Source organism: Trinickia sp., from assembly GCF_057351765.1.
Map to the genome: position 1 here is coordinate 37,867 of NZ_JBMRBK010000059.1, position 20,152 is coordinate 58,018.

At 62.0% G+C, this 20,152-nt stretch carries 18 protein-coding genes; 9 read left to right on the plus strand and 9 right to left on the minus strand.

Annotated features, from left to right (window positions below):
* Positions 1–101 precede the first annotated feature (101 nt).
* The 4 genes from ACO1XS_RS15875 to ACO1XS_RS15890 all read left to right on the plus strand — a co-directional run bounded on the left by ACO1XS_RS15875 (position 102) and on the right by ACO1XS_RS15890 (position 3,714).
* Positions 102–1,394 carry an Nramp family divalent metal transporter gene (locus ACO1XS_RS15875; RefSeq protein ID WP_486391143.1) on the plus strand — a complete coding sequence of 431 codons (1,293 nt, stop codon included), beginning with the start codon at positions 102–104 and terminating at the stop codon, positions 1,392–1,394.
* A gap of 100 nt (positions 1,395–1,494) precedes the next feature.
* Complete coding sequence (locus ACO1XS_RS15880; RefSeq protein WP_486391144.1) at positions 1,495–1,941, plus strand: SRPBCC family protein; 447 nt, start codon at positions 1,495–1,497, stop codon at positions 1,939–1,941.
* 172 nt (positions 1,942–2,113) lie between these two features.
* Positions 2,114–2,827, plus strand: coding sequence for an alanyl-tRNA editing protein (locus ACO1XS_RS15885; protein ID WP_486391145.1), 714 nt, complete (start codon positions 2,114–2,116; stop codon positions 2,825–2,827).
* Positions 2,828–2,856: 29 nt separating this feature from the next.
* Positions 2,857–3,714, plus strand: coding sequence for an AraC family transcriptional regulator (locus ACO1XS_RS15890; RefSeq protein ID WP_486391146.1), 858 nt, complete (start codon positions 2,857–2,859; stop codon positions 3,712–3,714).
* Positions 3,715–3,733: 19 nt separating this feature from the next.
* On the opposite strand, the gene ACO1XS_RS15895 is transcribed toward ACO1XS_RS15890, so the two are convergent.
* Both ACO1XS_RS15895 and ACO1XS_RS15900 read right to left on the minus strand, forming a co-directional pair.
* The gene (locus tag ACO1XS_RS15895) at positions 3,734–4,552 is read right to left on the minus strand and encodes a class I SAM-dependent methyltransferase (RefSeq protein ID WP_486391147.1); all 819 of its coding nucleotides are present in this window, start codon (positions 4,550–4,552) and stop codon (positions 3,734–3,736) included.
* Between the two features lie 136 nt (positions 4,553–4,688).
* Positions 4,689–5,705 (minus strand): 1-aminocyclopropane-1-carboxylate deaminase, encoded by a 1,017-nt coding sequence (locus tag ACO1XS_RS15900; RefSeq protein ID WP_486391148.1) that lies wholly within the window; start codon positions 5,703–5,705, stop codon positions 4,689–4,691.
* 189 nt (positions 5,706–5,894) lie between these two features.
* On the opposite strand from ACO1XS_RS15900, the gene ACO1XS_RS15905 reads away from it, so the two are divergent.
* Entirely contained in the window at positions 5,895–6,395 is a 501-nt protein-coding gene (locus ACO1XS_RS15905) for an Lrp/AsnC family transcriptional regulator (RefSeq protein WP_486391149.1), read from the plus strand.
* A 71-nt stretch (positions 6,396–6,466) separates the two neighbouring features.
* Here ACO1XS_RS15905 and mdeB read toward each other — a convergent pair whose 3' ends face one another.
* Positions 6,467–9,187: an alpha-ketoglutarate dehydrogenase gene (gene mdeB, locus ACO1XS_RS15910; RefSeq protein ID WP_486391150.1), complete on the minus strand. Its 2,721-nt coding sequence runs from the start codon at positions 9,185–9,187 to the stop codon at positions 6,467–6,469.
* A gap of 158 nt (positions 9,188–9,345) precedes the next feature.
* Here mdeB and ACO1XS_RS15915 point away from each other — a divergent pair, with 158 nt between their 5' ends.
* A complete protein-coding gene (locus tag ACO1XS_RS15915; protein WP_173259663.1) occupies positions 9,346–9,849 on the plus strand; it encodes an Lrp/AsnC family transcriptional regulator in 504 nt (167 codons plus the stop codon).
* Positions 9,850–9,873: 24 nt separating this feature from the next.
* Here the strand turns inward: ACO1XS_RS15915 and ACO1XS_RS15920 are convergent, their stop codons facing one another.
* From ACO1XS_RS15920 to yhdJ, 3 genes are all read right to left on the minus strand, one after another.
* Positions 9,874–11,076 (minus strand): WD40/YVTN/BNR-like repeat-containing protein, encoded by a 1,203-nt coding sequence (locus tag ACO1XS_RS15920; RefSeq protein WP_486391151.1) that lies wholly within the window; start codon positions 11,074–11,076, stop codon positions 9,874–9,876.
* A gap of 30 nt (positions 11,077–11,106) precedes the next feature.
* Positions 11,107–11,376, minus strand: coding sequence for a MoaD/ThiS family protein (locus ACO1XS_RS15925; protein ID WP_481579922.1), 270 nt, complete (start codon positions 11,374–11,376; stop codon positions 11,107–11,109).
* A 67-nt stretch (positions 11,377–11,443) separates the two neighbouring features.
* A complete protein-coding gene (gene yhdJ, locus ACO1XS_RS15930) occupies positions 11,444–12,337 on the minus strand; it encodes an adenine-specific DNA-methyltransferase (protein ID WP_486391152.1) in 894 nt (297 codons plus the stop codon).
* Positions 12,338–12,690: 353 nt separating this feature from the next.
* Here yhdJ and ACO1XS_RS15935 point away from each other — a divergent pair, with 353 nt between their 5' ends.
* The 3 genes from ACO1XS_RS15935 to ACO1XS_RS15945 are packed head-to-tail and all read left to right on the plus strand — an operon-like array spanning position 12,691 to position 17,480.
* Positions 12,691–13,698, plus strand: a complete 1,008-nt coding sequence (locus tag ACO1XS_RS15935; protein WP_486391153.1) for a hypothetical protein — start codon at positions 12,691–12,693, stop codon at positions 13,696–13,698.
* 9 nt (positions 13,699–13,707) lie between these two features.
* On the plus strand, positions 13,708–14,163 hold the full coding sequence (locus ACO1XS_RS15940) for a type 2 periplasmic-binding domain-containing protein (RefSeq protein ID WP_331566738.1): 456 nt from the start codon (positions 13,708–13,710) through the stop codon (positions 14,161–14,163).
* A 14-nt stretch (positions 14,164–14,177) separates the two neighbouring features.
* The gene (locus ACO1XS_RS15945) at positions 14,178–17,480 is read left to right on the plus strand and encodes a bifunctional diguanylate cyclase/phosphodiesterase (protein WP_486391154.1); all 3,303 of its coding nucleotides are present in this window, start codon (positions 14,178–14,180) and stop codon (positions 17,478–17,480) included.
* 81 nt (positions 17,481–17,561) lie between these two features.
* On the opposite strand, the gene ACO1XS_RS15950 is transcribed toward ACO1XS_RS15945, so the two are convergent.
* From ACO1XS_RS15950 to ACO1XS_RS15960, 3 genes are all read right to left on the minus strand, one after another.
* Positions 17,562–18,275, minus strand: a complete 714-nt coding sequence (locus ACO1XS_RS15950; protein WP_486391155.1) for an Imm52 family immunity protein — start codon at positions 18,273–18,275, stop codon at positions 17,562–17,564.
* 252 nt (positions 18,276–18,527) lie between these two features.
* Positions 18,528–18,629 (minus strand): SymE family type I addiction module toxin, encoded by a 102-nt coding sequence (locus ACO1XS_RS15955; RefSeq protein WP_486391156.1) that lies wholly within the window; start codon positions 18,627–18,629, stop codon positions 18,528–18,530.
* 90 nt (positions 18,630–18,719) lie between these two features.
* On the minus strand, positions 18,720–19,733 hold the full coding sequence (locus tag ACO1XS_RS15960; RefSeq protein WP_486391157.1) for a hypothetical protein: 1,014 nt from the start codon (positions 19,731–19,733) through the stop codon (positions 18,720–18,722).
* Between the last annotated feature and the right edge of the window lie 419 nt (positions 19,734–20,152).

Consider the following 20,152-nt stretch of genomic DNA (forward strand, 5'->3'; position numbering starts at 1 on the left):
TCGGAACGTTCAATTGTTCTTTTCTGGCGGTACCCGTCACCATGCTTCGTATGGGCAGGCAGGAGCCTGCATACGTCGGCAGCAAAAGCATGAGGTGAACGATGACAACCGCGCAAATGCAGCTCGGCATGACCCAGCGCACGACTCGAGCGATGAGCGCCGCCCTCGCGGGCCGCATGTCGAGCCCGCGCTCGGCGCTGCTCTTTGCCGGCCCGGCCGTCGTCGCTTCGATCGCCTACATCGATCCGGGCAACTTCGCGGCGAATATCGAAGCGGGCTCGCGATACGGCTACGCGCTGCTGTGGGTCGTCGTGATCGCCAACCTCGTCGCGATGCTGTTCCAGGCGCTCTCGGCGAAGCTCGGGATCGTCACCGGCCGCAACCTCGCCGAAATGAGCCGCGAGCACTTTTCCAAACCGGTGGTCTATGCGATGTGGGCTGTCAGCGAAATCGCTGCGATGGCAACCGATCTCGCCGAATTTCTCGGCGGCGCCATCGGTATTTCGCTGCTGTTTCACTTGCCGCTCATGGCCGGAATGGTCATCACGGGCATCGTCACCTATGCGATTCTCGGCGCCGAAAAAAGAGGCTTCCGCCCGCTCGAGCTCATCATCGGCGGGCTCGTCGCCGCCGTGGCGCTCGCTTATGTCGTCGAACTGTCCATTGTCGACGTGGCATGGGCCGATGCCGCACGCGGCGCGCTCGTCCCGACGTTGAGCGGCAACGGTGCAGTAGGCGTGGCTGTCGCAATGCTGGGCGCCACGATCATGCCGCATGCCATTTATCTGCATTCGGGGCTCACGCAACAACGCGCGCCGGCACATAACGATGCGCAACGCAGCAAGCTTTTGCGGTTCTCGAATCGCGAGGTGGTGATCGCGCTCTCGATCGCAGGCCTCGTCAACATGGCGATGATCGTCATGGCCGCGGCCGCATTCCACAACGGGCACACCGATATCGTCGAGATCGGGGCGGCCTATCGCAGCCTCGCGCCGCTGTTCGGCGCGGGCGCCGCGGCCGTCTTTCTGATTGCGTTGATCGCCTCGGGCGTATCGAGCTCCGTGGTCGGCACGATGGCCGGGCAGATGGTCATGCAAGGCTTCGTCGGGTTTCGGATACCCGTCGGCGTGCGGCGGCTCGCGACGATGGCGCCGGCTTTCGTCGTCGTGGCGCTCGGCGTCAATGCGACCGACGCGCTCGTCTATAGTCAGATGGCGCTGAGCTTCGCGCTGCCCGTGCCGATGATTGCGCTCGTCGTTTTCACTAGCCGCCGGGAGATCATGGGACGTTTCGTCAACAGCCGGCTCGTGAGCGCGGGGGCAATCGTCGCAACGGTCGCCATCGTCGCACTGAACGTGGGGCTCGTGCTCCAAACCGGCTTGAAAGCGATTTGAAGAGGTTTAAAGCGATCGACAGTCGAGCGATGTCGATTCCGGCCGCCGTCGTTCGTCGTGTAGGATCGGGGACGCCGTCCCCTTTCTACCGGAGATTGCCATGTCGACCCATACCGTTCGCCTTCACCGTGTTCTGCGCGCCACGCCCGAGCGCGTCTACCGGGCGTTCCTCGACGCGGCCGCCATGAGCAAGTGGCTGCCCCCGCACGGATTCACTTGTAGCGTCCATGAGATGGACGCCAAGGTGGGCGGCAGCTATCGGATGTCGTTCACGAACTTCACGACGGGCGGCGGCCATTCATTCGGCGGGGAATATCTGGAACTCGTGCCGAACGAGCTCATTCGCTATACCGCCAAATTCGACGACCCCAATTTGCCCGGAACGATGCAGACGACGGTGTCGCTGCGGCAGGTGAGCTGTGGAACGGAATTGAACGTCGTCCAGGAAGGCATCCCTTCGGTCATTCCCAACGAGGGCTGCTATCTCGGGTGGCAGGAGTCGCTCTCGCTGTTGACGTTGCTCGTCGAGCCGGAAATCCGGCAGTAGCGCTCGAAGATTCGTGGCCTTGTCCGTCAGCTATCCGGCCCCCCGTTCGGGCTCCCGTTCGACCCTCCACGCCAGCGGCGGGGACAGCACTTTTGACCAAGACGGAACCACGGTGCCGCCGACTATACTGACTCGATCGTCAATCTTCGATATCGACAGACAGGTCACCGTCATGCCCCATTATCTTTGCCACGAGCAGCCCGATCTGCTCGAGTTCGATACCGTCATCGTCGACGCGCGCCCGGGTGCTGTCGTGCTCGCGCAATCCGCGCTGCATCCGGGCGGTGGCGGGCAGGTCTCGGATGCCGCAACGCTCGTCCATCAGCACGGCACGGTGCGCATAACGAGCGTCTCGCTCGAACGCGGCCGCTATTGGCACATTCTCGATGCGCCGCTCGAGCTCGCGGGTAACGTTCATGTGTCGATCGATGCGCAGCGGCGTTCGACCCTCGCACAACTGCACACCGCGACGCATATCCTCAATGCACTCGTCTACCAGGAGTTTGCCGGTGCGCTCGTCACGGGCGCGCAGATCAATGCCGATGGCGTGGCGCGGATGGACTTCGATCTGCCCGAGGCCGATAACGATCTGCTTCGAGCGCTCGAGCACCCGATCAACGAAATCATTCGCCAGGGGCTCGATGTGCGAACGCGATACGTGCCGACACGCGAAGCGCAGGCCACCCCGGGACTCATCCGTAGCCTGTCCGTCGCCCCGCCGCCTACGGACGACGGCATGATTCGCATCGTCGAAATCGGCGAGCTCGATCGGCAAGCGTGCGGCGGCACGCATCTATCCAATACCGCGCAATCGCGCCCGATTCGCCTCACCAAGATCGAGAACAAGGGGCGGCGGAACAGGCGCGTGCGGATCGAGCTCGCGTAAGCGGCGGGTCCTTCAGCGGAGCAACGACGATGGCAACCGGAAATCGCGCAGCGCGCGAAGATCTGACGTACCGGCGCGACGGCGCACTCGAAGGCGCGGCGTTGGCGACGGCGCGTTATGGCGCGCATGAATTCGGCCGGCACGTGCACGACGAACTCGTCATCGTCATGACCGAATTCGGTGGCGGCCAGTGCAACACGCGTGCCGGCAGCGACGTGTCGGGCCCAGGGACGGTCTGGGTCTTCGCGCCCGGCGAATATCATTGCGGCGAAGTCTGGGACGAAAAAGCCTGGCACTACCGCGCAATCTATCTCGACATGCAAGGGCTCGCCGCGCTCAGCGCGGTTTTCAACGAAGAGTCGCGCGACGACCGCTTACTGCATATTCCGCCCGGCCTCTATCGCGACGAGCAGCTCTGCTCGCTGCTCCTGAAAGCGCACACCAGTCTCGACGAGAACGCCAGCACGCCATTGATGGAACGGCAGGCGCATTGGTGGGCCGCGATGGGCATGCTGTTCGGGCGATACGGTCAACCCAAGCCGAGCGAAAGCCACGGCGGACGCGAGGGTCACAGAATGGCGAAGGTGAAGGACTACCTCGCCGCGCAATTCCAGCGCGATATTCCAATCGACGAGTTGGCCCGGCTCGTCGGCCTGAGCCGCTATCACCTGATGCGCGCGTTTTGCAAAGAGTATGGGTTGCCGCCTCACGCTTATGTCAATCAACTGCGGCTGATCGCGGCAAAGCAATGGCTCGCGGCCGGCCGCAGCGCGGCCGACGCGGCCGTGAGCGCGGGGTTTTACGATCAAAGCCACCTCAATCGCGTATTCAAGAAGGCTTACGGGATCACACCGGGCGCCTATGCGGCACTGAGACCGGCGCTTTGAGCGCGATTCAGATACGTTTTCAAACGGCTTCGAATACGGCGGTCATCACACCAAGCCGATCCTGCATCAGGTTCTTTCCCAGATTGGTGGTGAACTCCAGAAAGTCCGGCCCCATCACCACGCCGAGATTCGGCGAAGGCGGTGCACCCGACGCGCGCAATTGCGTGATCCAGGCCTTGGCGGCATCGCTATCGTCCCGCGATGTGACGGTGCGAAAGCCCGCCGATTCGATGGCTTCGCGTGTGGCATCCGCCGTCATCAGAAAGCTGGTGGCCGACGTTCTCGCCCATGGAACCGGGTAATGCGGGTCGCCGTTTTTCAGCACGACATCGTAGGTTGCAAACTTGCCGCCCGGTTTCAGCACGCGCCGGATATTGTCATAGAGCCGCGGCCGATCCGCGATGTTCATCGCCACATGCTGCAGCAGCGCGACCTCGAATTGGCCGCGATCGAACGGCAGATCGAGCGCGCTGCCCGTTTCGAACGATACCGACGCGGTTTGTCTCGTGCGCTCGGTCAAGTAGCGCGCTGCATCGACGAACGGTTCGCTGAGGTCGATGCCGACCACTTTGCAGCCATGGGTTGCAGCCAGAAAGCGTGCAGGGCCGCCGATGCCCGAACCGATATCGAGAACCCGCATGTCGGCGCGAATACCGATCAACTCGCCAAGTTCGGCGGTCGCGGCAAGACCCCGCGTATGGAATTGATCGAGCGAAGCGAGCCGCTGGGGCGCGAGTAGTTCATCGTCCGGCCCCAGTGCCATGAGCGTGGCCGTCAGCCGCGCCTTCAGACCCGTCGCGCGATAGTGGTCGCGCACATCATTGAGTACGTCAGTCATTGCGAGCTCCTCGTTGGATGGTGAGGTGTACCGTACGCTCGCAATGCTGTTCGATAAAGCGCCTGAATCTATATAGATAGTGAAGCGTGACTACCCAATCGCATCATGTATCGGACGTCAGGCACCGCGCTTCGCTTCAGCCGTCGCGGAAGATAAAGCTGTATGCGCTCAGCGCCGGCACGCCGCCCAGATGCGCATAAAGCACCTTCGAGCCAGGCTCGAATTCGCCGCGACGCACTTTATCGATCATGCCGTGCATCGACTTGCCTTCATAGACCGGGTCCGTCAGCACGCCTTCGAACCGCGCGCACAGACGAATCGCCTCGAGCGTGCCCTCGTTCGGCAAACCGTATTCAGGGCCGCCATAACGCGTGTCGAGAATCACGTCCTTCTCCGTGATGTCGCGTCCGAGATCGACGAGTTCGGCCGTATGGCGCGCGATGCGCGTGATTTGCGCATGGGTCTTTTCGGGCGTGGCCGAGGCGTCGATACCGATGACGCGGTCCGCGCGACCGTCCGCCGCAAAACCCACGACCATCCCCGCCTGAGTGCTACCCGTCACCGAGCAGACGACGATGTAGTCGAACTTGAAGCCGAGTTCCGCTTCCTGCTGCCGCACTTCCTCGGCAAAGCCGACGAACCCCAGGCCGCCGAACGGATGCTCGGAGCAACCGGCCGGAATCGGATACGGCTTGCCGCCGGCCTTGCTCACGCTCTCGAGCGCCTCCTCCCAACTCGGACGGATGCCGATGTCGAAGCCATCCGCGACGAGCCGCACGTCCGCGCCCATGATGCGCGACATCTGGATGTTGCCCACGCGGTCATAAACGGCGTCGGAATAGTTCACCCAGTTTTCCTGCACGAGGACGCACTTCATACCCAGATGCGCGGCAACGGCAGCCACCTGACGTGTCTGGTTCGACTGAATACCGCCGATCGATACGAGCGTGTCGCAACCTTGCTCGAGCGCGTCGGGGATCAAGTACTCGAGCTTGCGCGTCTTGTTGCCGCCGAACGCCAGGCCGCTGTTGCAGTCTTCCCGCTTGGCATACAGCTCCACCTTGCCGCCCAGATGTTCGCTCAAGCGCTTGAGCGGTTGAATCGGCGTCGGCCCGAATGTCAGCAGGTAACGAGGGAAGCGTTTGAGGTTCATCGAATGTCTCCGGAAAGGGTGCGACAAGGTATTCGTCGGAAGGTGACCGCCTGGCGGCGCATCGCATAGGGAAAATGATAGGGGGATGGCCGCGAAATGAGCTTGCGAAATAAATGGCGATGACCTACGTTAGGAGGCCTCTATTCGCTCTATGCGAACTTTAACTTCGCAAAAACCTCATCTGACGAAATGAAATTAAGCCCTGAATCCGGTCCCGCGTTGGACGCTCAGCCCGCATTGGATCGGATCGATCGCGCCATCCTCAAGCATCTTCAGCAAGACGCGTCGATCTCGAACGTGAGCCTCGCGGCGAAAGTCAAACTGAGCGCACCCGCTTGCCTGCGGCGCGTCGAACGTTTGAAGGAAATGGGCCTGATACGCGGGATCGTCGCACTGCTCGATCCGAAAGCGCTCGGCATGGGGATGCTCGTCGTCATCGGCTTCGTGCTGGATCGCTCGACGCCCGAAGCATTCACCGCGTTCGAGAAAGCGGCACAGAAGGTATCGGGGTGCGTGGAATGCCACGTCGTGACGGGCGAATTCGATTACTTCATGCTCGTACGCACGCGCGACAACGAGAGCTTCAACCGGTTGCACGCCGAGCAATTGCTCTATCTGCCGGGCGTGCGGCAGGTACGCAGCTTCATGGTGCTGAAGGAGATTCTGTCGACGCATGCGTTGCCGCTGTAACGCATGCGTCGGACCATCGATTTCAACGAGCCGCGTCAGCGGCTATGCGGCGCCCCGGGTCGCTCAGGCACTCAGCGCTGCCACGGTGCGAGGCTCGCCGTAGACGCTTTCCCATACCGCTCGCGCGCGGTATGGACGACGCCGGGATCGAGCTCGCCCTCGTCCGCCAGGGCCTTCAATGCGGCCACCACAATGCTGGCCCGGTCGACTTCGAAGAACGCCCGAAGTTCTTGCCGTGTATCGCTGCGGCCAAAGCCATCGGTGCCCAGCGTGACGTATCGGCGCGGCACGTACGCGCGGATCGATTCGGGTACCGCGCGAACATAATCGGTCGCGGCAATCACCGGCCCGCGCGATCCCTCGAGCGCCGAGCTCACGTATGGCGCGGCCGGGGCATCGCCAAGCCTTGCGCGCCGCTCGGCCGCGATTCCATCGCGCTGCAACTCGACGAAGCTCGTCACGCTCCAGACGCCCGCATCGATATCCCACTCTTCTTTCAACATGCGTTGCGCCGCGATGACTTCGGAGAGGATTGCCCCCGAGCCGAGCAGTTGCACGCGTGCCGTTTGCCGCAACACGGGCGAGAGCGGATAGAGGCCTCGGAGGATGCCGTCGCGCAGTGCCTCTCGATCGCCCTCCGGTAACGACGGCTGCGCGTAGTTCTCGTTCGTCACCGTCACGTAATAGAACACGTCGCGCTGTTGCTCGACCATCTCGCGCATCCCCGCATCGACGATCGTTGCCACTTCGTAAGCGAACGCCGGATCGTAGGCACGGCAGTTCGGAATCGTCGATGCCGCGAGGTGACTCGTGCCGTCCTGATGCTGCAAGCCTTCGCCACCCAGCGTCGTACGGCCCGATGTCGCGCCGATGAGAAAGCCGCGGGCGCGCTGATCGGCCGCTGCCCATATCAGGTCGCCGATGCGCTGAAAACCGAACATCGAGTAGTAGATGTAAAACGGCAGCATCGGCAGGTCATGCACGCTGTAGGCCGTCGCGGCGGCGATCCATGACGAGATGGCGCCCGCTTCGGAAATCCCTTCCTCGAGAATCTGTCCGCGCGTGTCTTCGCGGTAGTACAGCATCGAGCCGAGATCCTCCGGCTCGTAACGCTGCCCGAGCGGCGAGTAGATCCCCACCTGCCGGAACATGTTGGCCATGCCGAACGTACGCGCTTCGTCAGCGACGATCGGCACCACGCGCGAACCGATTTCCCCGTCCTTGAGCAACGCGGTCAGCATGCGCACGAGCGCCATCGTCGTCGACATCTCGCGGCCGCCCGCCTCGAGCGCGAATGCTCCCCAGGTCGGCATCGAAGGGACGGTCAGCCCCTTCGATGCCGCTTTCCGCCTTCTGGGCAGAAAGCCTCCAAGGGCAGCCCGGCGCGCATGCAGGTATTGCATTTCCGGGCTGTCTTCCGCTGGCTTGTAAAAGGTCAGCCGCTCGACGTCCTCGTCCGACAGCGGCAGTTCAAAGCGATCGCGAAACGTCTTCAGATCGTCGACGTCGAGCTTCTTTTGTTGATGCGTCGTCATGCGGCCCTGCCCCGCCGTGCCCATTCCGAAGCCTTTCATCGTCTTGGCGAGAATCACGGTCGGCTGCCCCCGGTGCGCAAGGGCGCGCGCATAGGCCGCGTGCAGCTTGCGCGCGTCGTGACCGCCGCGCCGCAGGCGGTCGATCTCGGCATCGGAGAGCTCGGCAGCGAGTGCGGTCAGCGCCGGGTTCCGACTGAAAAAACGCGCGCGGTTGTAGGCGCCGTCGTTGGCGGAGAACGTCTGGAACTGCCCGTCGACGGTCTCGGCGAATGCTCGGGCCAGCGCGCCGGCATGGTCGCGCGAGAAGAGCGGGTCCCAATCCGAGCCCCACAGCACTTTGATGACGTTCCAGCCCGCGCCGGCAAAGAGCGCCTCAAGTTCGTCGATGATGCGGCCGTTGCCGCGCACCGGGCCGTCGAGCCGCTGAAGGTTGCAGTTGATGACGAACACGAGGTTGTCGAGCCCTTCGCGCGCGGCCAGTGAAAGCGCACCGATCGACTCGGGCTCGTCCATCTCGCCATCGCCGAAGAAGCCCCAGACCGTTCGGCCTTCCGTGCGCGCGAGCCCGCGGTTGTGCAGGTAGCGCATGAAGCGCGCCTGGTAGATCGAGTTGATCGGCCCGATGCCCATCGAGCCCGTCGGAAACTGCCAGAACTCGGGCATCAGCCACGGATGCGGATACGAGCAGAGCCCGGGGCCCGCGATTTCCCGGCGGTAGTGCCGCAGGTGGTCCTCGCTCAGGAAGCCCTCGAGATAGGCACGTGCATAGACGCCCGGTGACGAATGCGGCTGAAAGTAGACGAGGTCGCCACCCGAGCCCTCCCCGCCTTCGGGCTGCGCCGCGCGAAAGAAGTGATTGAAACCGACTTCGAACAGATCCGATGCCGACGCATAGCTGGCGATATGTCCGCCCAGTTCGCCATAGGCGCGATTCGCGCGCACGACCATCGCCAGTGCGTTCCAGCGCAGCGCGGCCGAGAGCCGGGCTTCGATCTCGAGATCGCCCGGGTAAGGAGGCTGGTCGGCAACCGGGATCGTATTCACGTAGGGCGTGACGCGTGACGGTGCCCGTGTGAGGCCCTTCGTGTATGCGTGGTCGGTCAGACGGTCGAGCAGGAATTGCGCGCGGTCCTTGCCCACGTGAGCGACGATGGCGTCGAGTGCTTCGAGCCATTCGGCCGTTTCCTGGGGATCGTCGTCCAACTGCGCCGCACTCGCCCGTTTCGTTTCCTCGATACCGCTCGATAAGTCCGTCATAGCAGGTCTGCCTCCGGCGCGCCGGCTGGGGAGGCGCGCATCGATGGGGAATCATCGTACCCGGCATCGCGCAGAATTTGCGTTTGTTCTAACTGTGAATTCCTCTTCGGATAGTGTAAATATTCTGTTTTATCGATCGATTCCGGAATGTTTCGACTATGACCACGAATACGAGGCGTCTCGACCGCATCGACATCGGCATCCTCAACCAACTGCAACAGAACGCGCGGATCACGAATGCCGAGTTGGCGCGCTCGGTCAATCTGTCGCCGACGCCGTGCTTCAATCGCGTCCGTGCGCTCGAAAAGCTGGGACTGTTCAAGCAACAGGTGACGCTGCTCGATCCCGAGCCGCTTGGCCTGAGCATCAATGTGTTCATTCAGGTCAGCCTCGAAAAGCAGGTCGAACATGCGCTGCGGCGGTTCGAGCAGGCGATCTCCGAGCAGCCCGAGGTCATGGAGTGTTATCTGATGTCGGGGGACGCCGACTATCTATTGCGCGTGGTGATGCCCGATATGCGCGCGTTGGAGCGCTTCATCATCGAGCGGTTGACGACCATTCCCGGTGTGTCGAACATCCGGTCGAGCTTTGCGCTCAAGCAGGTGCGCTATAAAACCGCGCTGCCGTTGCCGGCGGCGGGGCTGACGCTGGTCGAGCCGTAAGCCTGCAGCGGATGGCGCGCGTCTCTAGCCAAAGCTCACGTGATAGACGGGCGGCAGGTGCGCGGAGACTTCGTGCCAGGTCTCGCCCGCGTCGTCGGAAGTCCATAGGCCGCCCGTCGTCGAACCCATCGCGAGCCTCGTGCCCCGGGTGTCGATCGCCAGCCCGTGCCGATAGACCAGATCGTAAGCGGGCGCCGGTGGCAGGCCTTCGGAGAAGCGCTCGAACGTGCGGCCTCCATCGCGTGTGCGCGTGACGACGAAGGCGCCATCCACAGGAATACGGCAGGCATCCTTCACTGCCGGGACGAACCACGCCGTGTCGGGGTCTTGCGGGTGCACCGCCACGGCGAAACCGAAACTCGACGGTTGCGCTTCGATGCGCGTCCAGCGCTCGCCGCCATCGGTCGAGCGAAAAATTCCGCAGTGATGCTGCGTCCAGAGGACATTCGGTGCGGCGTTGCACTGAACGACGCGGTGCGGGTCTTGAACATTCGGTTCGCCGCGCCGCTCGGGCGGCATATAGTCGGCCTCCATCCCCTGTGCCGTGACACGCCACGTCGCACCGCCGTCGGCCGTTTGCCAGACGCCTCCCGATGAAACGCCCACCGTCACGTGGCGGCTGTCGCGCGGGTCGATCAGCACCGAATGGATGCCCGCGTGGTCATAACCGCCCCCCATCCACTCGCGACGCTCCGGGCGGTCCCAGAGCGCATGGTTCAATGTCCAGCTTGCGCCGCCATCGTCCGAGCGAAACAGCCCGCCCGGGATCGTGCCGGCCCAGAGCGTGCCCGGCTCGTCGGGGCTACCCGGCTCCAGTGTCCAGATTTGTTCGAGCGACCAAAGCGGCTCCGGGACAGGCGGTACGGCTTCGCTGACCGCGGACGAGGCAGCACTACCCGCCTCGGCGAGCGCATCGTCCCCACCAGCCATTTGCGCGGCTTGCGCCGATGCGGATGCCTCGGCGCCTTCGGGCTGCGGCGGATAAACCGGTGTGTTGCAGGGCTGCCATTCGCGCTCGCCGGCGGGCAGACGATGCAGCTTCACACCGAAATGGCCGAGATTGAGCGCGGCGTAAAGCGTCCCGTCGCGCGGATCGGCCAGCGCCGAGCTTACCGGTTCGCCCACGAAATGATGCTCGGCTTGCTTCCATCGGCCGGGGCGGGCGCCGTCCGTTTCGAAAACGAACAGCCCTTTGCGGGTCCCGACGATCAAGCGATCTCGATTCACGATGTCTGTCTCCGTTTTTATCCGCCTGCCTCAGCCGCCCGATAGCGCCTGCACGACATAGATGCGGCTCTCGGCGCCGACCGCATCCGAGAGGTGCCGGCGGTCGCGCACCGGCCTGCCGTCGACGTATACGGCCAGATGCCGGCGCAGTCCGCCCTGGTCGTCGAGAATATACCCGCGCAGCCGCGGTTCGTCGGCGAAGACGGCAGCCAGCGCTTCGTCGACCGTGCCGGCCGCAACGTCGCGCTCGGGCAGCGGAATATGGCGCTGAATCGAGGCGGCGAAGAACAGGTGTGCCATGGGGGTGGCGCGCTTCTTTAGGTGGGGTGCTTAAGTGTAGTACCGAGCAGGCCCGGGGTGCGCTCAGTCACACATTGGCGTCGAACGACTCCGTTGGGTCCTCAGCGGTTGCGCCGCCCTTTACGCCATTACGGTTGCTGCGAACGCAGGTCTTCTCCACAGGCCGCAGCGCCTCACCATTGAAATGCGTAGCGATACCGAGCCGGCGGAGGCCTATTTTTACGTAATCGGCCTGGAGTTCAATGCCAATGGAGCGACGTCCGAGCCGTTTGGCGACGACGCACGTCGTGAACGTGCCGCCGAACGGATCGAGCACAGTGTCTCCCGGGTTCGTGCTGGCTTTGACGATGCGCTCGAGAAGCGCTTCGGGCTTCTGGCTCGGATGCGCTTCGTACTCCGGCATGCGGTACCGCACGCGCGGCATGTACCAGGTATTGCCCGGAACTTTCGTCGTCTTGTACGGCGTGGGGACATCCTTTCGATAGTCGATCAGCTTGCGCACGGCGCCTGTGTGCGCTTCGACTTCGATATCGGCCACGTTGAAGGTGTAGTTTTTGGGGTCCTTGACGCAAAAGAGGATCGGTTCGTACAGCGAGCCGAAGTGCTTCTTCGCTTGCACGCCCGAGCTGTCGTAATGCCAGACGATTCTCGACAGGATCGTAATGCGCTCGCGCAGCCACAGGTCGAGATAGGGCATCGCCTGCGTGCTCGTCATGACATAGAGGCTGCCGGTGGGCTTCAGCTTGCGGATGCAGGCATCGAGCCACTCGTAGCACCACTGAGCATAGGCCTTGTCGGAAGGCCAGGCGTCTCTGAACTCGCCGAATTGCTTGCCGATGTTGTACGGCGGGTCCGCAAAGATCAGATCGATCGACTCGTCGGCAATGCTGCCCAAAGCGTCGAGGCAATCGCCATGAAAGACGGTTGCATCGTCACCCTCGAATGTCTCGATCGATCCCATACGGCTATCAACCTCGTTGAAAGGCTGGTTTGACAAGTTGACGCGCATCTTAACAAGGAGACCGGGCCGCTCACCCCCGATGCATCGGACTCCCCGGCGCTCGCCCCGGGCACCCTGGGGAAACAGCGGACTCAAGTTTACGCGCTTTGTTCCGTAAACAAGCTAACTGCCTTAGGCAGCATGTAGCGAGGGTGAGAAGGTCAAGCAAGCCGGCGACATCTAGCCTGTGAAATTTCCGGCGGGAGGCAAACTCCATGACATTGAAACGGGCTCGATTCGCATCGATGTCTCTGATATGCGCCGCGGCAATCGCCTGCTGCGCGTCCGATGCGCACGCGCAGGACGACCCTTCAATGTTTGCCCTGAGCGGTTTCGGCACTTTCGCAGCCACCCATTCGAGCCTGTCCGCCGCGGACTTCGCGTCCAACCAGTTTCAGGCCTCCGGCGCCGGCGCCAGCCGCAATGTCGATTTCGAAGACGATTCGAAACTCGGCCTGCAGTTGCAAGCCCATTTGACGAAAAAAATCTCCGCACTGGTGCAAGTCGTTGCACGCGAAGACTATGCGTCGAGGTTTCGGCCCACGCTGGTCTGGGCCAACATCAATTACGCGTTCACCCCTGATTTCAATGTCCGCGTGGGCCGCGTCGAGATGCCGAATTTTCTGGCTGCGGACTACAGCGAAGTCGGATACGCCCTGCCGTGGGTCAGAGTGCCGCGCGCGCTGTACAACCTCGAGCCCGTGACGAGCAGCGACGGAATCGACGCATCGTACCGCATGCACTTCGGCAGCGTGACCGATACGATTCGCGTCATCGCCGGCACCACCACTTTTCACACGCCGGGGCCGTTCCGCGCCCGAGGGACAGGCGTGCTGGGGCTCTTCGATACGATCGAGCGCGGCCCCCTTACCTGGCGCGTTGCCTATATGCACGCGCATTTGCAGTTGCCCTTTGGGCCACTATCGTCGACCACGGTCTACATGACAGGGGTGAGCCTCGATATGTCCCAATGGTTCGTGCAAGCCGAGATCGCCCGTCAAACCGCCACCGGCCTTTCGCCCGGATACATCGGCGGCTATGCGACGGCCGGCGTGCGCATTGCTCGAGTGACGCCCTATGTCACCTATGCGCAAGCGCATTCGCTCGACCATACGACAGCCGTCCCGAACATGAATTTCGGAGAGCGGGATCTGTCGGCGGGCGTGCGCTGGGATTTCGCCAAGAACTTCGACTTGAAAGTGCAGTACGACCACGTTTCGGCACCGGCGAATTCCACCGGGTGGTTCACGAATTTCGGGCCGGGATTCCATCTGGGGCCGAGCGCGAACGTCGTGACCGCGGCGGTCGATTTCGTATTCTGAGGCCCAGCCATGTACGCCTCGAGAATCCGACCGTTGCGAGCCCTGCTGCTCAATGCCTTCTTCGGCTTGTGCGGTTGGTTGTGCCTGACGCCGATATGCGAAGCTCACCTCGTCGTCATCGTTTCGCACAAAAGCCCGGTTACGACGCTGACGAAATCCCAAGTCGCCGATATCTATCTGGCACGGACGGCGCAATTGCCCGATGGCACCGAAGCCATTCCGCTCGATCAAGCGGACACCGGTGCCAACCGCAGCGAATTCTATGAGATCGTCACCGGAAAATCGCCGGCGCAATTGCGCGCCTACTGGTCGAAGCTGATCTTCACGGGCAGCGCGCAGCCCCCGCGCGTGTTCAACGACGTGGCCACGATCAAGCGGTTCATAGCCGATCATCCGAACGCACTGGGTTATATCGACGAGCAGGAGCTCGATCCCAGCGTGAAAGCCGTGCTCGTGTTGCGCTGACATCAGGCGAAGACATGAGCAAGAAAAACGCCTCCGTTCAAATCCGCCGCGACGGTGCGCCGCATTCCGCGCGCGCCGGCTCGCGCGTTGCCCGCATCGTGGCGTCCCTGCGCCGGCGGATAGCCGAAGATTATTTTCTGTTTCCGCTCTTCGCGCTCTTGCTGGTCGGCTCGGCTTGGGTCGGCGCGCTGCATCTGCTCGAGCACGAGCGCGAGGCCACGACGCAAACGGCGACGCAGCTCGCGCGCGGGTTGGCCGACGCATACGAGGCGCAGGTCGTTCGCAGCCTCGAAGCGATCGATCAGACTTTGAAGACCGTCGCTTATGCGTACACGATGTCCGGCCATGCCGCGCTTTCGCAGCTGCAAGATCGCGCCATGCTGCCGTCACCCATCGTCTTCCGCATGGCGATGACCGACGCGCGCGGCAATATCGTCGCCAGCACGCAGCGCGACACGAACACCAACGTGGCAGCGCAGCCGTATTTTCTGCACTGCAGAAGCGGTAACGCGGATCAGCTTTATGTCGGTCACACGCAACGCAACCCACGTTCCGGGGCCGCGGAGATCATCTTCAGCCGGCCACTGGAAGACGTATCCGGGCGTTTCGCCGGCATCGTCATGCTCGCCGTCGATCCATCGTATTTCACGAGCGGTTACGACTTCGCGCGAATCGGCGGCAATGGCGTGCTCGCATTGCTAGGCAAAGATGGCGCCATGCGCGTCATGCAGCACGGGGACGCGGTGGACTGGGGGCAAACCATTGCGCAGTCGGCGCTCAGTACGCGATCGAGCGCATCGCTCGGTGTTCAGCCTTGGGATGCCGGAACGAAACGTTTCACCGAAATCCGCGTGCTGCGCGGGTTCCCGCTCATCGCGGTAGTCGGTCTCTCGCAGTCCGAACAATTCGAGCGATACCAGCGTGATCGCAGCAATCAGTTGCGTGCCCTGACTGTGGTCAGCGTGCTCGTATTGATGCTGACCGCGGTTCTCAGCCTGAAGAGCCGGCAACTCGCCAAGAGCCGCAGCCGCACGCGGCGGCTGGAGCAGACATACCTCGTCGCGTCCGAAGCGAGTCTCGATGCGTTCTTCGTCTGGGACCTCGTTTCGCGCGGTTCGCATGATGGACCGCGCGCCCTTGGCACGCCCATGGAGCTCAGTTTCGTGCTGCGTGAGGTCAATCGACGCGGGCTCGAGCTCATCGGAAAAAGCCGTGAGCACGCTCTGGGCACCTCGCCCGAGACACTGTTCACAGGCGCGGACGCGCGACGCATTCGCGACGAATTCGCCGCCGTTTATCGTAGCGATACCTTCGAAGAGCACGAATGGATGCAAACACGCGAGAACGGCGCGCGTCTTTGGTTGCATCGCAGAGTGGTGCGTGTGGACGACGGCCTCGTTGCCATCGTGCGTGACGTCACATCGCGCAAACATGCGGAGGTGCGACGGGCCGAGCAGATTCGCGTGCTCGAGATGATCGCGACGAGCGCACCGCTGGAGGACGTCCTCGATTCGATCGTGCGGGTGCTTCAATCGCAGATTTCGCGCTGCGCGGGCGCCATTGTGCTGCGCGACGACGATGGCACCCATGTGCGGCTCGGCGCCGCACCGACCCTGCCGCCCGCTTTCGCCGCGCTCGTCGATGGCGAGCCGATCGGCCCCGACGCGAGCCCCGTCACCCTGCCCGTCTACTCTTGCGAGCCGGTGAATCGGAGCCTCAGCGAACCGCGCATCGCGCTTGCGCTCGCAGGCTCCGCCGTGGCCTTTACGCATTGCCGCGCGCTGCCGATCCTGGGCCATGATGGGCGCGCGGTCGGCTCGCTCGCGTTGTTCGTCAGCGGCGACGCGGAGCCGATCGACGGCAAATCGCAAGCGGCCGAGCTCGCCGTCCGTCTGGCCGGCATTGCGATCGAGCGTACCGCTTCGGAGAAACGCATCCGCCATATGGCGACGCACGATGCGCTCACCGGACTGCCGAATCGCACGCTGATGTCGGACCGGCTCGAACAAATGATGCTGCAAGCGCAGCGATATGAGCGCAGCGTGGCGGTGGTCTTCGTCGACCTCGACAACTTCAAGCTCATCAACGACAGCCTCGGGCATAGCGCAGGCGACGATCTACTCAGGGAAACCGCGGTGCGGATGGCGAACAGCGTGCGCTCGACGGATACCGTGGTGCGGCTCGGTGGGGACGAGTTCGTCCTCGTCATCGACTGCGATCGCAACGACGTGCGTGCCATCGAAACCACCGTCAAACGGCTGCGCGAGGCGATTCTGGAGCCCGTCGAGCTCGCGGGACAGTCCTATCACGTGACATGCAGCATGGGGGTAGCGATGTACCCGGCTGATGGGGACGCCGCCACAACGCTTTTGCAGAATGCCGATGCAGCGATGTATCGCGCGAAGGAGCTGGGCCGGAATAATTATCAGCTCTATGCGGCCGAGATGAATCACAACATTCGCGAGCGGCTGGTTCATCAGGCTCAATTGGGCGAAGCGCTGGCTCGTGGCGAGTTCCGGTTGACCTATCAGCCGCAAATCGATGCGAAAAGCGGCCGGATGTTCGGTGTGGAGGCTTTACTGAGGTGGGATCATCCGACCGATGGGACGATCCTTCCCGCGCAGTTCATTCCATTTGCGGAGGAATCCGGGCTGATCATTCCCATCGGGGATTGGGTGCTGCGCGAGGCGTGCCTGCAAAACAGGCGCTGGCAGGACCAGGGGCTGCCGCCGATCACGATGTCGGTGAATGTCTCGGCGCGGCAGTTCATGCAGGCCGGATGGGTGGAGGCTGTGTCCAGCGCACTTGCCGATACGGGGTTGGCGCCGGAGTATCTCGAGCTCGAGTTGACCGAGAGCCTGTTGATGCAGAACCTCGATCACTCGATCGAGACGATGGAGAAATTGGAACGGATGGGCGTGAAGCTCGCGATCGATGACTTCGGTACCGGCTATTCGAGCCTCAGTGCGCTCAAGCATCTTCCGGTGGCAAGGTTGAAGATCGATCAGTCGTTCGTGCGCGAGCTTCCCAACGACGCCAATGATAGGGCTATTGCTGCCGCGATTATCGCGTTGGGGCAGCGGTTGAAGATGCACGTCATCGCGGAAGGGGTGGAGACGCCGGAACAGGTGAGCTTCCTGCGCGAGACGGGTTGTCATGAGTTTCAAGGGTTTCATTTCAGTACGCCTGTCTCGCCTGGGGAGATTACGACGTGGCTTGCGCTGGGGTTGGATCAGGCGGATTGGGTTCGGGCTCGGTCGGGGTATCGGTCCGATGCGTCGCCTATGGCCGCGGATGATTGTGAGGCGGCTACGTAGGGGGGCAGCGCCGGCCCTTTGGGCGTTCTGACCACGAAGAGATAAAAGGTCTGAGTCCACGGGTAGCCGACCGTCTGTGACCTATCGAGGCAAGAGGTCTTGATCGGCCAATCGCACCTCGATCGCGTTCGCGATCTTCAGGTGTGCCGGATTGTCGGCAGAGAAGACTTCGTTCATAACGCTGACGATGATGGTGCCCTTCTGCTGGTCGCCTTCCATCACCGGCACGAGTTCGGCCGCTTCCGGTAGTTCTTGTGGCGTGATCGCCTGGGCAAGGTAAAGCATCCAGCCGGCTCCCGGTCGCTTGGGAAAGACCTTGTACTTGTGCTCATATATGAGCGGCCCAACTCTGATTTGCGTGCTGGTCGGCCAGATGTCGAGCAAGCCGAACATAAATCGCTGCATGCTCCTCGCGTCGTCGAGTGCCTCCACCTCATTGAATTGGATCCTGACTACGCAGGTTGGGTTGCCAACGTCCGACGACAACGACGTTGTGAACGCGCCGCCGCGGCCCTTTTCTTTACCGGTCCATACACCCGTTATTCGATAGTTCGTTACTGCTTCTTTCTTGTCCTGAGCGCGAAGCATTTCCACGACTGCTGGCGTTGGGCCGCTTACGTCAAAGGCCGGGTACTTGAGTGATTTCTTCGGCGTACCGGCGGCGGAAGAGTACCAATTTTCAATGGGTAACCCCATCGGATCGAGTAGTTTTGCAATCTCCCAGACGCGGTGCAGATGCTCCTCCGGCGAAGGAAGTGTGTCCTGCGGTAGTTGAAAAATTTGCGTTATGTACATGTTACGGGTGGAGTCGGGATTGGATCGGAAGGCTTTCGATCGGCTGCATGAAATACCAAGATCGGTGTGAAGCGTTTGCCTCCCGTTCGCCGATGCCGACTCGCGGCAACGGCAAATAGATCTCTTGCTCCGCCATTGTTATGGTTGGCAGTCGCCAGCGATGCTTCTCGGAGAAAGATCAGACGGAGGGAGGTACGCGAACGCAGCAGTTTGACCACTTGAGTGGGACCGCGGCGCGGCCCCTTTCTCCGTTCAAGCGACGGTGATAACCAGCCTCCCGACCTCGACGTCGATCTTCACGCGCTGTCCGGGATGGAAACCAGCATGCTCGATCCATCGGCCAGCAAGCTTCATCCATGGATAAAGCGGTCGGTCAGTGCGTAGATGCGGGGGTTATGCCACGACGGCGTAGCTCACAACTCTGCTCGGCCGTCAGGCAGCAACTCAACGAGCATGTTCGCAAGTTGCTTGAAAAAACTCAGGAGTCTGCCCGTTGTACTTCAAAACGGAAACGAGACCGTCGCTGAGGTGCTGGGTGCGCACACCCACAGGAATATTCTTGCACGCTCCGTCGTCAACATATTCCGTATGCGCGAGAACATGCGCCGGCACCTCGTATCGCCGAAGCGTCGAAATCGCCGGCTCGGGAAGCATTGCCAGGCCAACGGCGATGAACATCAAGCCGATTGGCGTGAAGAACGAAATCGCATCGGGCAATACCGGTTCCGGCTCTCCGGCATCACGACGACGTAATAGAACTCTGACAGGCGCAACGCCAGCCAACATGCGGCCGATCACGCGCGGCCATGCTGCAAATAGCACGAGCACGGCACATACAACCATCAATAGGCTCGCGAATTGCAGCATCCGGAAGATCGTGTACGGTCCAGACATGACACCGACGAAAGTCGGGAAGTACTTTGCATCGGCGTGAGTCAGTTCGCGCGCCGTAGCAATGGCGTCGCCACGACCGATGCAGTAGGCGATGGACAGGGCACCCGCATAGGCGATCTTTCCAATCGTCCGACTCCAGGTGAGCTTAACAAGTGTCCCGACCGCGGTAGAGACGTGCCTGAGCGATGCAATGCCGATCATCCCGGCGAGCACCAGTCCGAACGAGGTCATCGGCGTTCCGCTTGCTCGAAATGCGATCAACGCCATCCAGCCCGTTGCGAGCATCAACACGATGCCGTATAGAAACGGTACATCGGGGGGCACCCGTTTTACGCGCTTCAGAAAACGCTGAGTGCGGATACGGTAGATGGCATAAAGTGTGCGAGTCGGCCTGACGTAGGTCTTCAATTCGCGGAAGAGATTAATTGCGAATAAAAGCAGTATTCCCGCACCGAGCACTTTCGGCGCGGTTACCGGAAACCAACGCATCGATAGAACCATGGCAAGGAGGATCAGGGCTCCGCGCGTAGTTCCGTTGCGCCACATCGAAGTAAGTAGATTCATTCGAACTCGTGCTCCATAAATCGCTTTTGGCGAAGCTGGACAGCAGTAGATCACGCCCCCAGCCAGCTTTCGCCCCGTCAAGGTTGGTAGTTGACGCGACCGGCCGGTTTTTCGCTTATAAGCATGCCCTTGCCAGACTCGTTGGCGATATGGCACCCTCTTTCGCTCGATCGCCACCGCACGGTGCAAAAGTAGACATACGCCCCACCAGAATGTCGACGGCGAGCTGAGAGCGCTTACGGGAACGGCGAACGTTGCTACGGACAATTGAGGAGTCGAGACACATGATGCAGCTCGCGCGATCCATCGAAGCTTATATTCGCGCCAAAGACAACAATCGTCCATATTTGATGGCGCAAGCCTTCGAAGACGACGCGCAGTTGGCCATGGTCGTCGAGACGGATCAGATCGCTTTTCCG